The 13,264-nt window shown below is 59.2% G+C and carries 13 protein-coding genes and 1 pseudogene; 7 read left to right on the plus strand and 7 right to left on the minus strand.

Going from position 1 to position 13,264, the window contains the following annotated elements; translation table 11 throughout:
* The first annotated feature begins 190 nt into the window (after window positions 1–190).
* Entirely contained in the window at window positions 191–1,561 is a 1,371-nt protein-coding gene (locus LJY18_RS21415; RefSeq protein WP_238044289.1) for a tetratricopeptide repeat protein, read from the plus strand.
* Here LJY18_RS21415 and LJY18_RS21420 read toward each other — a convergent pair.
* Entirely contained in the window at window positions 1,558–1,869 is a 312-nt protein-coding gene (locus LJY18_RS21420; RefSeq protein WP_330872788.1) for an SOS response-associated peptidase family protein, read from the minus strand. The two genes, LJY18_RS21415 and LJY18_RS21420, sit on opposite strands and share 4 nt — an antisense overlap.
* A gap of 105 nt (window positions 1,870–1,974) precedes the next feature.
* Here LJY18_RS21420 and glgP point away from each other — a divergent pair, with 105 nt between their 5' ends.
* Window positions 1,975–4,557 (plus strand): alpha-glucan family phosphorylase, encoded by a 2,583-nt coding sequence (gene glgP / locus LJY18_RS21425; RefSeq protein ID WP_238044291.1) that lies wholly within the window; start codon window positions 1,975–1,977, stop codon window positions 4,555–4,557.
* A gap of 556 nt (window positions 4,558–5,113) precedes the next feature.
* Here glgP and LJY18_RS22820 read toward each other — a convergent pair.
* Entirely contained in the window at window positions 5,114–5,452 is a 339-nt protein-coding gene (locus tag LJY18_RS22820; protein WP_442964516.1) for a hypothetical protein, read from the minus strand.
* A gap of 565 nt (window positions 5,453–6,017) precedes the next feature.
* Between LJY18_RS22820 and LJY18_RS21435 the strand changes: the two genes are divergently transcribed.
* Window positions 6,018–6,473, plus strand: coding sequence for a c-type cytochrome (locus LJY18_RS21435; protein ID WP_238044293.1), 456 nt, complete (start codon window positions 6,018–6,020; stop codon window positions 6,471–6,473).
* Window positions 6,474–6,513: 40 nt separating this feature from the next.
* Here the strand turns inward: LJY18_RS21435 and LJY18_RS21440 are convergent.
* Together LJY18_RS21440 and LJY18_RS21445 are read right to left on the minus strand one after the other, a co-directional pair.
* Window positions 6,514–6,826, minus strand: a pseudogene (locus LJY18_RS21440) (aldehyde dehydrogenase family protein); the annotation flags it as partial.
* A 138-nt stretch (window positions 6,827–6,964) separates the two neighbouring features.
* The gene (locus LJY18_RS21445) at window positions 6,965–7,681 is read right to left on the minus strand and encodes an SOS response-associated peptidase family protein (RefSeq protein WP_238044294.1); all 717 of its coding nucleotides are present in this window, start codon (window positions 7,679–7,681) and stop codon (window positions 6,965–6,967) included.
* Between the two features lie 94 nt (window positions 7,682–7,775).
* Between LJY18_RS21445 and LJY18_RS21450 the strand changes: the two genes are divergently transcribed.
* Both LJY18_RS21450 and LJY18_RS21455 read left to right on the plus strand, forming a co-directional pair.
* Window positions 7,776–8,210, plus strand: coding sequence for a LexA family protein (locus LJY18_RS21450; RefSeq protein WP_238044297.1), 435 nt, complete (start codon window positions 7,776–7,778; stop codon window positions 8,208–8,210).
* On the plus strand, window positions 8,194–9,474 hold the full coding sequence (locus tag LJY18_RS21455) for a Y-family DNA polymerase (RefSeq protein WP_238044299.1): 1,281 nt from the start codon (window positions 8,194–8,196) through the stop codon (window positions 9,472–9,474). Before LJY18_RS21450 ends, LJY18_RS21455 begins: the two co-directional genes overlap by 17 nt.
* 248 nt (window positions 9,475–9,722) lie before the next feature.
* On the opposite strand, the gene LJY18_RS21460 is transcribed toward LJY18_RS21455, so the two are convergent.
* On the minus strand, window positions 9,723–10,226 hold the full coding sequence (locus LJY18_RS21460) for a cytochrome P460 family protein (RefSeq protein ID WP_238044301.1): 504 nt from the start codon (window positions 10,224–10,226) through the stop codon (window positions 9,723–9,725).
* Window positions 10,227–10,330: 104 nt separating this feature from the next.
* Complete coding sequence (locus tag LJY18_RS21465) at window positions 10,331–10,780, minus strand: hypothetical protein (RefSeq protein WP_238044303.1); 450 nt, start codon at window positions 10,778–10,780, stop codon at window positions 10,331–10,333.
* Window positions 10,781–11,363: 583 nt separating this feature from the next.
* On the opposite strand from LJY18_RS21465, the gene LJY18_RS21470 reads away from it, so the two are divergent.
* Complete coding sequence (locus tag LJY18_RS21470; RefSeq protein ID WP_238044305.1) at window positions 11,364–11,642, plus strand: hypothetical protein; 279 nt, start codon at window positions 11,364–11,366, stop codon at window positions 11,640–11,642.
* 155 nt (window positions 11,643–11,797) lie between these two features.
* Window positions 11,798–12,004, plus strand: coding sequence for a DUF2905 domain-containing protein (locus tag LJY18_RS21475; protein WP_238044307.1), 207 nt, complete (start codon window positions 11,798–11,800; stop codon window positions 12,002–12,004).
* A gap of 21 nt (window positions 12,005–12,025) precedes the next feature.
* On the opposite strand, the gene LJY18_RS21480 is transcribed toward LJY18_RS21475, so the two are convergent.
* The gene (locus LJY18_RS21480; RefSeq protein ID WP_238044309.1) at window positions 12,026–13,051 is read right to left on the minus strand and encodes a substrate-binding domain-containing protein; all 1,026 of its coding nucleotides are present in this window, start codon (window positions 13,049–13,051) and stop codon (window positions 12,026–12,028) included.
* Window positions 13,052–13,264: the final 213 nt, after the last annotated feature.

Raw genomic sequence — 13,264 nt, forward strand, 5'->3', positions numbered from 1 at the left:
TCTGGATCAGCCTCAATACCTCAGTTTGGCAGGCGGCATCTACGCTCAGCACCCCGACAGCTTTTGCCTATAGTTATCCAGTGGCCCCGGCGGACGACGCCTAGGCTCCACGCCTCGTGGCTGCTTTGCGCAGCGCAAGAGCCACCCGCGCACCCCGCCGCTTCGCCCTACCAGACAGAGGTCACCGCTTATGCCGCACGCTGACACCACCGATGTTCGGGGCTTACCCCTGAGCGGCGCCAGTGCCGCGGCCGCCGAGCGATTCGAGACCCTGATCGACGACCTCTACTACTACCGCCTGGGGGTGTCCGATCGCCTTGTCGCCCTGCTCCAGGAGTTTCCGGAGTTCGTCATGGGCCATGTGCTGATGGGCTACTCGCTGATGAGCGAGGGCACCCAGGATGCTCATCCCAAGGCCCGCGAGTACCTGCTCAAGGCCGAGGCTCTGACCGCCAATCCCCGCGAGCGCCTGCACCAGGAAGCCCTGCGCGCCTGGCTGGCCCAGGACCTGTCGGCGCGCGCGGCGGCCTGGGAGCAGGTGCTGGTCGACTGGCCACTGGATCTGCTGGCGCTGCGTCAGCACACCGGCACGCTGTTCTGGACCGGCGACAAGCGCCACCAGGTCGAGGTCTGTGTCGGCGTCGCTGGTCACTGGTCGCCGCAGACGCCTGGTTATGGGCACTTCCTCTCGGCCCATGCTTTCGCGATGGAAGAGGTCGGCCACTATGCGCTGGCCGAGCGTTACGCGCGCGCGGCGCTGGCCCTGCAGCCGCAGGACCTGTGGGCGCTGCATGGCTTGAGCCACGTGCTGGAGATGCAGGGGCGTATCGAGGAGGGCATCGAGCTGCTCGATGAGGCGACGGGTTTTCTGGATAACTACAACCTGTTTCGCGGCCACCTGTGGTGGCACCTGAGCCTGTTCAGGCTGTCCCAGGGCCAGTTCGGCGAGGTGCTCGAGCTGTTCGACCGCAAGGTCTATCCGCAGTCCTCCACCTTCTACCTGGACATCCAGAACGGCGTCTCGCTGCTGGCACGCCTGGAGGTCCAGGGCATCGATGTCGGGCCGGCCCGCTGGGAGCGGCTGGCACAGGCCTCCTTGCACACCGCCACGCAGAGCACGGTATGGTTTACCGCCCTGCATCACGTCATGGCCCTGATGCGCAGCGGGCGGTTGTCGGCCGTCCAGGCAACCCTCGATTACCTGGGCAAGGCCGGGGCCAATTCGACCCAGGCGGCGTTGGCGCACCAGCTCGCCCGGGCCGGGGTCGCCTTCTACCAGGACAAGCCCGGCGAAGCCCTGGAACTGATGCTGGCGGTGCGCCAGCGCCACGGCGAGCTCGGCGCCAGCCACCTGCAGCAAGACCTCTACGACCAGCTGATGGTCATGGCCGCCCTGCAGCGGGGCGACCTGCCGCGCGTGCGCCAGTTGCTCAAGGCGCGCCTGAGTACGCGCATCTGGGATGCGGCGTCCTGGCAGGCCTTTGAAGAGCGCGCACGGCGGGTCGATGAGGTCGATGACCAGGCGGCGGTGCGCGCCGCGTTGCGCTGGGCCGTTGGCTAGCTTGGCGGCGGGCGATCGCCCGCACGATCTGTTCGGGCCGCTAGGAAGTTGTATCCGGGTCTATCCACTCGCGGACCTCGCTGCCGGCGTAGGCGGATGAAGTAGGGCTGCTTGTGCTGCGAGCCGGTCTCGTCCTTCACCCACTCATACCAGCCGTCAGCTGCGAGCAGCGCGCGGTGTTGCCATATCTTCTTGAAGAGCGTGCCGCTCGCCACCGTCCCGACACGGGCGTCCATCGGTGCGGCAGCAGTTCGATCAGTTTCACTCGCGCGCTGCGTCCGCCAGTGGTGAGCATCTCTTTCACATATCCATTGCGTCGACGACCGTAAAACTGTGCCAGCCGGACCATACTAATGGCAGCCGCACGAGCTACGCGCACTGTGGCTCCCCATAGCAAAGAGGGAAGGTCGATCGTGGATCGCTATGGTCATCATGTGCCTCATGGCACGAATGATCAGGGTCCGCAAAACTACCGGATGCATCGAGGTGTCGACGTGTATGCGTTCTTGCCACGCGAGTTGCCGGAGCAACTCTCCGCATTAACCGAGCTCGCGCTTAACCTGCGCTGGACCTGGAATCATGCACTCGACGGCCTGTGGAAAGCGATTGACCCGGAACTATGGGAGCGCACCCATAATCCATGGATGATTCTGCAGAACGCTTCGCAGCAGTGTCTTGACGAACTCTGCCGAGATGCCACTTTCTCGCAGAAGCTCGCGCACGCCATCCAAGAGCATCGACGATATCTTGAAGACACATGCTGGTATGCACAGCAGCATACGGCTAGCGATTCGGCGCGGATCGCCTACTTCAGCATGGAGTTTGGTCTGAGCGAGGCCTTTCCGCTCTACGCCGGCGGACTCGGTGTGCTGGCCGGGGATTACCTCAAGACGGCGAGCGACATGGGCGTTCCGATACTTGGCGTGGGTTTGCTCTATCAGGAAGGTTATTTTCGGCAAAACATCGACGTGGGAGGCAGGCAGCACGAGGCCTATCCCTACAACGACCCGACCAGCCTGCCGATTCAGCCTACTATCGGCAACGAAGGCGCATGGCTGAAAATCGTGCTGGAGCTTCCCGGTCGCACTTTGTATGTGCGTGTATGGCAAGCCATCGTCGGACGTACGCGCCTGTACCTGCTGGACAGTAACGATCTGCGCAATGGTGCTGGCGACCGCGGTATCACCGCTAAGTTGTACGGTGGCGGTTCGGAAATGCGTTTGCTCCAAGAAGTGGTGCTCGGCATTGGCGGCTGGGCAGTACTCGACGCACTTGGTCTCGACGTTGACGTGTGCCACCTCAACGAAGGTCATGCCGCACTGCTTGTGCTGGAGCGCGCCCGGCGCTTCATGCACAAGATGGGAACATCGTTCTGGGAGGCGTGGTGGGCAACTCGTGCAGGTAATGTATTCACAACGCATACGCCAGTGGCTGCAGGTTTCGACTCATTTTCACCCTCGCTGATTGGCAAGTATGCGCGCGACTATCTCGACGACTGTCACATCTCATTGCGCGAACTTCTTGCGCTAGGCCGGCGTGATCCGGCGAACGACGATGAGCCGTTCAACATGGCTTTCCTGGCATTGCGGGGGTGCGCTCAGTGCAATGCAGTGAGTCGTTTGCATGGCGAGGTCAGCCGTCGACTGTTCAGTGATCTCTATCCACGTTGGCCGCTGGAAGAGATACCCGTGGGACATGTTACCAACGGCGTCCATGTGCCTTCCTGGGACTCGGTCTGGTCCGATCACCTGTGGACCAGCACCTGTGGCAAGGCGCGTTGGCTCGGCACGGTGGAGTCTCTCCCGGGGACGGTCTCCAACAGTGACGATATGGCCTTGTGGACCATGGCCGCCGAGCAACGCCGCGACCTGGTGCATTACACGCGTAGCCGCTTGGCATGGCACCTTGGACAGCGTGGCGAGTCGGCGCAACAGGTTGAAGAAGCCGCGCAGGTGCTTGATCCCAATTGCCTCACGCTTGGTTTCGCGCGGCGATTTACCGACTATAAGCGACCGAATCTGCTGCTGCATGACCCGGAACGCCTGACGCGTCTGCTAACCGATGAGCATCATCCGGTACAGTTGATCATCGCCGGTAAAGCCCACCCCAATGACGAGCAGGGCAAGCAGCTGATCCAGGCATGGATGGAGTTTGTTCATCGGCCGAATCTACGAAGGCATGTCGTGTTCCTGGAGGATTACGACATCGAACTGGCCCAACATCTGGTGCAAGGCGTCGATGTCTGGATCAATACACCGCGGCGACCATGGGAAGCCTGCGGTACCAGTGGTATGAAAGTACTGGTCAACGGTGGACTGAACCTGTCCGAATTGGACGGCTGGTGGGCGGAGGCGTACCAGCCTGCCTGCGGATGGGCGATCGGCGACGACGCTCCCAGCGACGATATGGCCGACGCCGAGCGCTTGTACAGCCTGCTCGAAGCAGAAGTAGTACCCACCTTCTACACGCGCGACACGCAGGGAATTCCACGTGGTTGGGTGCAACGCATGCGCGCCAGCATGTCGCAGCTGGGGCCGCAATTCAGTAGCAATCGCATGTTCCTCGAATACCAGGATCGTTATTACCAACCGGCGATTCAGGCTTTCCGACTCCGCAGCAAGGATAAGGCCGAGCTCGCCCGCGCACTTCATGCGTGGCAGAAGGCGGTTGCCACTGGATGGGACAAAATACATTTCGGCACAGTCGATACGAAACACGACGGCGACCGACTGCACATCAGCGTGCCGGTCTATCTGGGGGAGATCGCCGCGGAATGGGTAAGGGTGGAACTCTATTGCGCCTTGTGCGATGAGCACCCGGAAGAATGCCTGCCGATGAACTCAGTCGAGCCCATTACCGGTGCCATTCAGGGGTATATCTTTTCCATCACGGTCGCGGCAACGCGGCCTGCGGATCATTACACCCCCCGGGTGCGCGCCTGGCGCCCAGACGCCTTTCTGCCGGCGGAAAATTCACTGATTGCCTGGCAGCGTTGAGGCTGCCGCGCATGCACATTTATCGCCTGGGAAGGTCTTTATTAATTCCCGCATAAGTCGCTGCCGGCACTAATGGCATACCTGGCCTTTGATCCAGGCAGTGCGTCAGCAGGCATGAGCATGAGTTTTAATCGATATGACTTTGGTGTTCATCAGCTTCTCGGGTGGAGTTTGTCCGCAGCTGTTCTTGGAAAATATAAGCAAATGTCCGCTAAAGAATAGAAGGACTTGCGGGCTCTGGGTTTTGTATAGGATTGAATATATGTCAGAGGGCTTTAATGCCTCTAATGGGACAGTTCCTGTTAATTCAGTGACGCCATTCATGCACCCTTGGCCGTGGCAAGTTGGTGGTGCCCGCTACTGTCTCAGTGCCGAAGTTGTTAGCAGGGTCATCTAGAATTGCTTGGCGCTTAATCGCTGCGTCATATTGAGCCTTGTCCTGGTGGGCTGTCTGCATAAAGTAATTATATTCAGCGCCAAGAGATTTCATGGTATGCGATCTGCCATGATCAAACATTCTAAACCCCAAGAAAAAATTCCCCGCAGAGCCCTGATTTTAAATAAAAACAGGTCTTGCTGAATGTGCCAGGACGTCGATAACGTCGGCGCCGAACTCAGTTTTCCATTCTTTAAGTTGGCGATGGTTGCAGCATTTGGTTTCGATATCTGCGCCAGTGATCGGATTTTTGTAGATTTTTACATCGCGAGGCTTGCGAGTGAACTTCGCCGTATCAACTGGTGCACCGCGATCGGCATTGGGATCAAGAAAACTGATGACTGTCCATTCCTGGCCGGTGTCTGCCTTTCGTGACAGGCGGCTTTGGGTCGGTGTCGGTCGATCGTGACCGGCAGCTAACGAACCCCCACCGCTCCTTACGTGATCGTTCCTCAGCACATCCCCCGGTGCTGGAGGTGCGGCTCCGAGCCACCGCTGTGCCTTACGTCGAAGCCCTATTTGCCCGGCGCTACTCTAAGCTCATGCGCTGTCGTCCGACTGACGCTCTGCTGAAGTTTCTGGAAAGCCTCTGAAATTTTGCAAAGCCGGCAATGCTTGGCAGCCAGGCGTGCGACCACCACCACCTCTGCTGCATAACCGCAAGAACTGGCCGTTCAGCGACACGCCAAAAAGCGCAACCGCCAGCGCTCAGCTCTACAGTCTCGTTGAAACCGGCAAAGCCAACGGCTAGAAACCCCAGCCTGGCTGCGTCCTGTCCTCGAATAGTTGCCGCAGGCCCGTAACGTCGAAGCGCTATTGCACACCAGCGATGCCCACAGTAAGCATCAATCCCGTTTATTGAAAGACGTGGTTCGTGGATCGTTTGCGGGTTGTTGGGTACCGCAGGTTACTTGACTAAAATCCATGACGAACTACTTTATAGGTGTTGTTATTCAATGCGCTTCGGACTGTAGGAAAGTGAAGTCACAGTTCTCATTTTCAAGTATGTACGGAGACTGTCAACATGAAAGCAATTGGTGTTAAAAAGTTACTGAGTTTTATCCAGTATCCAGTATTTTTTATAGCAGTGTTTGGCAGCGGTATCGCCAGTGCAGAAGAGGTAAAAATCGGATTCGAGGAATTCCGCTTACATTGTTCAACATGTCATGGTCAAGACGCAAAAGGGAATGGTCCGATGGCCCAATTCCTGAAAATCAAACCTGCCGATTTGACTGTGCTAGCTAAGAACAATACAGGCCAGTACGAAACCAAAGCAGGCCAGTATCCGTTTCATCGTGTTTTTCAAATCATCGATGGTAGAACTCAGGTGTCAGGTCATGGTGTGAGAGAAATGCCTATCTGGGGGGGGCGTTATCAAGAGGAAATAGGCGATAAGTATGGCCCGTATGGTGGGGAAGCGGCTGTTCGGGGAAGGATTCTTGAGCTGGTTTATTATCTCCAAACTATTCAGGTGGATTGAGTGGGCGTGAATAAAGTGGAGTTTATTTGGACATAAGCCCGGAAATGAAGGCCGGTACCAGGTCTTCGAAGGCTCTGAACGGCCCGGCGTTCGTGAGGTCCTCGAAGATGATGCTCGACGACTTGCCGCCCAGCTCCACGGTAGACGGAATGATGGTCTTGGGGCGCACTTGAGGATGTGCGGGCCCGGTGAAGGCGATCTTGGTGATGCGCTTGCCTTCACCGGCTTCGCGGCCAAGGCCCAGAACCACGTTGAGCACACCGGGCGGCAGCAGGTCACCGATCAGCGCCATCAGCATGGTGATCGACACCGGGCCAGTTCGCTGGCTTCAAGATCACACAGTTGCCGGAAGCTTTGAAATCAGCAACCCAATGTCTGGTGTGGGCTCAATTGAACCATTCGTTGGCACGGTTGCTGATGATTGCAATGGGTCGATCGCCGCCAGTGGCCAACGTTAGCTTTGGGTTGAATCCACAGCCGCTTCCCGCCGGTCAGAGCCGGTCGGGTGGCTCTCCTGAATCAAGGGGAGCGATTAGCGCTGGCCCGGTGTTTTTCACGTTACCCACCGCCTTGCCGACCCGATACCATTCGAACGCCTCGGACTGCAGGCCCAGCTCCCGCACGATCTGTTCGGCCCGCTGCGCAGTTGTATGCGGGTCTATCCACTCGCGGGCCAAGTCCGCTGGTAGCACCACGGGGCGGCGATCGTGGATATCCCGTATGTCGCCCTGGGCGGCGGCGGTGATGATCACGAACCCGTCGTCCTCGCTGACTTCGCTGCCGGCGTGGGGGAGCTGGCCGATGGCGGCGAAGAACATCGGCCCGCCGCCGCGCAGGCGGATGAAGTAGGGCTGCTTGTGCTGCGGATCGGTCTCGTCCATCACCCACTCAAACCAGCCGTCAGCGGCGACCAGCGCGCGGTGCGGCCATATCTGCCTGAAGAACTTGCCGCTCGCCACCGTCTCGACACGGGCGTTGAACGGCGGCGGCTTCTTGACCTTCTTCGCCCAGTGCGGGGCCCAGCCCCATCTCACTGCGGCGATCGTCAGGCCGCCGCCCTCCGCGTGCAGCAACTGTACGGTGGTCTGTGGCGCCACGTTGTAGCGCTCGATCGGCAGGTTGTCGTAGCCGCCGATCACCTCCTGCTCGCTGTTCAGCTCGCGCAGGTAATCCGCCATCCCCTGATACTGGGCAAATCGTCCACACATGGTCGTCCGCTCGTCATCGCCTTGCTCATTCTGATTGTAGGCTGGCTGGTTTGTTCTGTACTGTATATGGATACAGTATTATTACAGGTGCATCATGTCCTGCACGATTCTCGGGCCACTGAGCAGCAGCTCCGTGAGCCTGCCGTTCTATTCCTTCCGCGTCCCGGCCGGGTTTCCCTCGCCGGCGCAGGATCACATCGAAGCCGAGATATCCCTCGACGAGTTGCTCGACCTGCGCGCACCGCACATGTACCTGGTGCGCATCAGTGGCGACAGCATGATCGACGCGGGGCTGTTCGATGGCGACCTGGCGATCGTCAATCGAGCGATGCAGGGGCGGCCTGGCTTGATCGTCATCGCCGCGCTCAACGGCGATGCCTTGGTCAAGCGCCTGGCCAAGGAAGGCGAACAGATCGTTCTGCGGGCCGAGAACAAGGCCTACGCGCCGCGCTATGTACTCGAAGGCGACGAGTTGCTGATCTGGGGCGTGGTCACCCACAGCGTGCACTGCCATGCCCCCAGCCTCTGAACCGGCAATTGCCCTGATCGACTGCAACTCGTTCTACGCCAGTTGCGAGCGGGTGTTCCGCCCGGACCTGCTGCGTACGCCGATCGTCGTGCTGTCGAACAACGACGGCTGCGTGATCGCCCGCTCGGCCGAGGCCAAGGTGCTGGGCATCAAGATGGGCGAGCCATATTTTCAGATCAGACAAAAGTTGCGGCAGCACGGCATTTTGGCGTTCTCCAGCAACTACGCGCTTTACGGCGATATGAGTCAGCGGGTGATGGCCATCCTCGAGGGGATGGCCCCGGTGCTGGAGGTGTACAGCATCGATGAGGCGTTCGCCGACCTGACCGGTATGCCCGGCAACCTGGAGGCACTGGGGCGCGAGATGCGTGCACGGGTGCTGCGCGGCACTGGCATCCCGGTGGGGGTAGGCATTGCCCAGACCAAGACCCTGGCCAAACTGGCCAATCGTGCGGCGAAGCTATGGCAGCGGCAGACCGGTGGGGTCGTGGACATCCGCCAGCCCGCAAAGCGCGACAAGCTGCTGCAGGTGATGGATGTCAGCGAGGTCTGGGGTATCGGCCGGCAGATGACCGCCCACCTGGCCGACATGAACATTCGTACGGCCTGGGAGCTTGCCCAGGCCGACGCCTGGACACTGCGCAGCAAGTTCTCGGTGGTGGTCGAGAAGACGGCCCGTGAGCTGCGCGGTACATCCTGCCTGGCGCTTGAGGAACAAGTACCGCCGCGGCAAGAGATCTGCTGCAGTCGGATGTTTGGCAAGCGCCTGCATGAACTGCCGCCGATCCGCGAAGCGGTGGCCACCTACGCCGCGCGGGCCTGTGAAAAGCTGCGTGCGCAGCACTCCCTGTGCAAGAAGGTGCGGGTCAGTATTCGCACCGGCATGTTCAACCCGGACGAGCCGAAGTTCGCCAAGGGCATTATCTGTGAGTTGCCCTATCCGACCGACGATACCCGGCTGATAACCAAGGCTGCCGCCGAGGGGCTGGAACTGATCTACCGGGCCGGCTTTGCCTTCAGCAAGGCCGAGATCCTGTTGCTCGATCTGCGCCAGCGTGGCGAGTTCACCGACGACCTGTTCGTCGCGACACCGCCAGCGGCTGCCGAGCGGGTGATGGGGGTGATGGATGCGATCAATGCGCGCTGGGGGAGGGGGACCCTGCGGCCGGCAGGGGTGCCGGCGAAACCGGACTGGGGCATGCGGCGGGAGATGATGAGCCCGAGCTACACGACGCGGATTGATCAGTTATGGACGGTAACCTAAGGGCTGAGGTGACGTGCCACGCAGGGGGCTGGTACCGGCCAACAGTGGGCGGGCAGGCCATGAAAAAATGAAAAATAAATGAGTCCCCTTATTCCTCAATATCTTTCCAATAATTTTCCATTCTCTCTCCGTGTTCTTCGCCTAACGCATGGCTCTGCGACCCGAAATAGTTGGCGGTTTTTGCGCCGCGCAGCGAAATGCGCAAAAAGTGCCAACTGTTTTGGGTCCGTAGCAGCCACTTATTAGCATTAGTTTAATTCTGGAAACGGTGCTGGATCAGTAAACACCCAATCACGATCTTTTACTGGAGTGTGGCATGAAGTGCATACTTGAGCTCCGTTGTTAAATGGCTGTTGTTCAAGGCCAACCCAACGCGCCCACCCCCAACCATAAGTTTTGGAATACTTGGTTGAGTCTTTGAACATGAATTCAGCATGAACAAAATTTCCAGGCGCAGTTGCTGCTTTCCAGTTTTCTAATTCAGTATCTTTCCAAACAACTTTCCCGAGGATTGAACCCTCGGGCCACGGGTCAACTTTTCCAGAGCGCGCTGCTTTTACTGCAATTTCATTTCCGAGTATAACCCTTAATGTGTTGTTATCAGTTCTATGTGACACTGCGATTGTTGACCAGTTCTGCCAACCGGTAGGATATTCTATTCCATGAGACACTTCAGGCGTTTTTTCTGAAGCAACTGCTCCCCAGCATGAAGTAGCAAGTAAACCTAAAACTACAATTTTTATTTTATTCATAATAGTTTTCCTATACCTGAGTTTTTTAAAGCTAACGTTTGGTTAAGTGGCGGGCTTTAGCCCGTTCCAGTGAGCATAGCGCACGATTTGAACCACTAGTTAGATTATACATCGCCGCCATCGTGAATTTTAAGCGCGTTTGCGATGGCTTTTCTAAGTGTAGTTACTTCTTTAATGTGCTGATTGGGTGATGTTGGACTTTGGTTGAATTTCGCGAGTATTAAATGTTCGCCTTTGGGACCGCTTAAGTGCAAAGATCTACCGGCGTAACTTTCGACTTGCGTGTAGATTCTGGAGTATTTTGAGAGATCAATTTCCGATTGCCGTCGAAATGAATATGGTTTTCTGTATACGTATTTTAGCGTTTTACTTTGTGTGTTTATTAATGCTGTAACAGGGTTTGCCAGCATGATGGCGTTTAAAACTACAATTGCTGTGATTGCAATTGTAGTGTTGGCAGCCTTTATTGCGACTACAAACAGCATTGCTGAATAAAAGGCCCGTAGAAGCCATTGTCGTGAGTCTGTGGGGAGTTCGATGAATTCTTCAGTCATGTGAATAACGATTAAGCTAAGGGGCCGGCTTCGCCGGTCCCAGCGAGTGAAACGAGCGATTTGAGCGCACAGACCCCAAACCTCCAGCCGATCCGGCTGTTCGACGCTGCCCAGTCGGGCGGGTCTTTGCAATTGCCGGGGGAACGAACGCTGATTGACAGCCGTGGCTACTGCCAGCAAACCCTGGACGTTGTCTCGTGTTCCGCCTCCGGTTCGGCCAGGTATTCGGCGCTTGGCGCCCGTTGCCGATAGGCATCGTCGCAGTGGGCGAGGGTGGCCGCCGATTTACCCGCTTGCGAGCGCGCCGCTACTGCAGGTGGTGCATAAGGCGATGCATGACACCGCCTGCACCGTGTGGGTCGGCAGCGGCGCGTTGGGCACGGCGGTATGAGCGCGGTTCTCGACGAGCACGCCAGCGTCGGTGGCTGGCGTGCCTGAAGCAGATCCTCGCTGGGGCGGTCCCAAGCGGGTGTCCGGCGCGGCGGTTTGCTCCCTGCAGCGACCAATGGCCCTTGGGTCATGAGGCGCAAGCGCGCACTCGGCTATCCTAGCAATAGCCGAGCAGCCGATTTGAGGTCGAGTCATGAGCAACAAATACCAGGTTCTCCTGCACTCGATTTTCCAGGGGCCGTTGCCCGGCAACGTCCACTGGCGCGAGGTCGAGTCTTTGCTGCATCACCTCGGGGCAACCATCGAGCCCATTCTCGGTGCACGCTTTCGTGTGCTGTTGAACCAGCACGAGTTCTTTCTGCACCACCCGCACCACGGCAATGTGTGCAGCAAGCAGGACATCAAGCACCTGCGTGAATGCCTGGCCAGCGCCGGCATGACCCCGGCGGTGTATGACGAGAAGTTCGGCTGAGAGAGGCGGTGAAAAAACTCCCGCCTACTGCGACCGTCGCCCTGCGCCCGTTGCTGACGTTGCGCGGCGAACACCTGGAGACGGCCTCGCGACGGCGCTCGATATGTTCACAACCTCTGAAGTCAGAATTGGATTGATGGAGGCGACAAAGCAGCATGGCGCGTTGGTTGATGATGATTGGTGCGGCACTGTTGCTGCTCGGCGCCGTGCTGCATTTCGCGCCCTGGCTGCTGCACTGGTTCGGCCGGTTGCCGGGCGACATCCGCATCGAATCGCCACGCGGCCGGGTATTCATTCCGCTGACGTCGATGCTGCTGATCAGCATCGTCCTGACGCTGCTGGTCAACCTGTTCCGGCGCTAGCGGCGGTATCGCCTGAGCGCGTCAGTCCGGCCGCCACAGTTGTAGATAGATGGCCTCATAGCTGGTATCCAGTTTGATGCTGACGGTCTCGCTCTCGCGCAATACCTCGGTGGTGACCAGCAGCGGCCGGGCAACATAGCCGCTGGGTGGCTCGCCGGAGAAGGCACGGTTCAACTCGTCGACCACTTGCCAGCCGTGGGCGCCGAGAGGTTCGGCAACGGTGGCGATCTGCTGGGACAATCCGGAATGGATCCGCGCCAGCGCTCTGGCCGAACCGTCGCCGGCCGACACATGGCGGATATCCTGGCGCCCGAGTCGCGCCAGGGGCACATGGATATGGTCGAAATAGACATCGTTGATCGCCAGGCTGTGGGTCCAGGCCGAACCAAAGCGCTGCTGCAGTTGCGTGACTCGGTCGGCGATCTGCTCCGAAACCCGGGCAATCGGCAGGTCCTCGATACTCAGCAGGCGACAGTCCAGGCACTCGCGGATGCGCTGGGCCATGCGCTTGGTCTTGGCCCTGGCAATGGCAAACTGGCTGTCGGTGAAGATCACGACGCCGACTGCGCCCTCGCCGATGATCAGGTCCGCGGCCAGGTCCGCTACCACCTGCGGGTCGGTGGTGACGTTGCTGAACAGCCACTCGCTCGGCCCCGGTGCATCCCCTGCGTGCCAACCGACCAGGGTAATCTCGCGTTGCTTGAACTGCACGGGTAGTTCCCCCAGCGCTTCTACGCCGAAGCCGCCCAGCACCACGCCGTCCGGTGCCTGCTGCAGCGCCTGCTCGGCCATACGCCGCCACTCGGCGGGATCACCATGCCCATCCAGCGCCTGCACCCGCCAGCCGATCAGCCGGGCCGCCCGCTCGACGCTGCGATACACAGCGACCACCCCGCCGTTGCGAAAGTCCGAGGCGAGGAACACCACCCGCTTGTCCGGCAGCGCTACCGGCCCCTCCTGAGGCCCTGTCCAGTCGGCATGGCTGACGGTAATCAGTAGGCCAAGCAGTCCGGCGCTCAGCAGGCACAGCACGGCTCCAGCCTTCATGGCAGTCCTCCCTCCGCGCGGATAGCGCACAACCCGAGCGCCGTAGTCAGATCATTGATGGCTCCATGCCGTAGAGCATAGCGGCCGCTGCATACCATCGGCTCCGGGGTGCCAGCCAGTCGTGAGGCAGCGGGGCAGGGGGGCCTGCTCTGGCAATTCCTCGGTGGCCTAACCGGCAATGGGCATGGTTGCCGCGCTGGGCAGCGGCCGCTC

The organism is Pseudomonas sp. MMS21 TM103 (genome assembly GCF_022132145.1).
Classification (GTDB): domain Bacteria; phylum Pseudomonadota; class Gammaproteobacteria; order Pseudomonadales; family Pseudomonadaceae; genus Aquipseudomonas.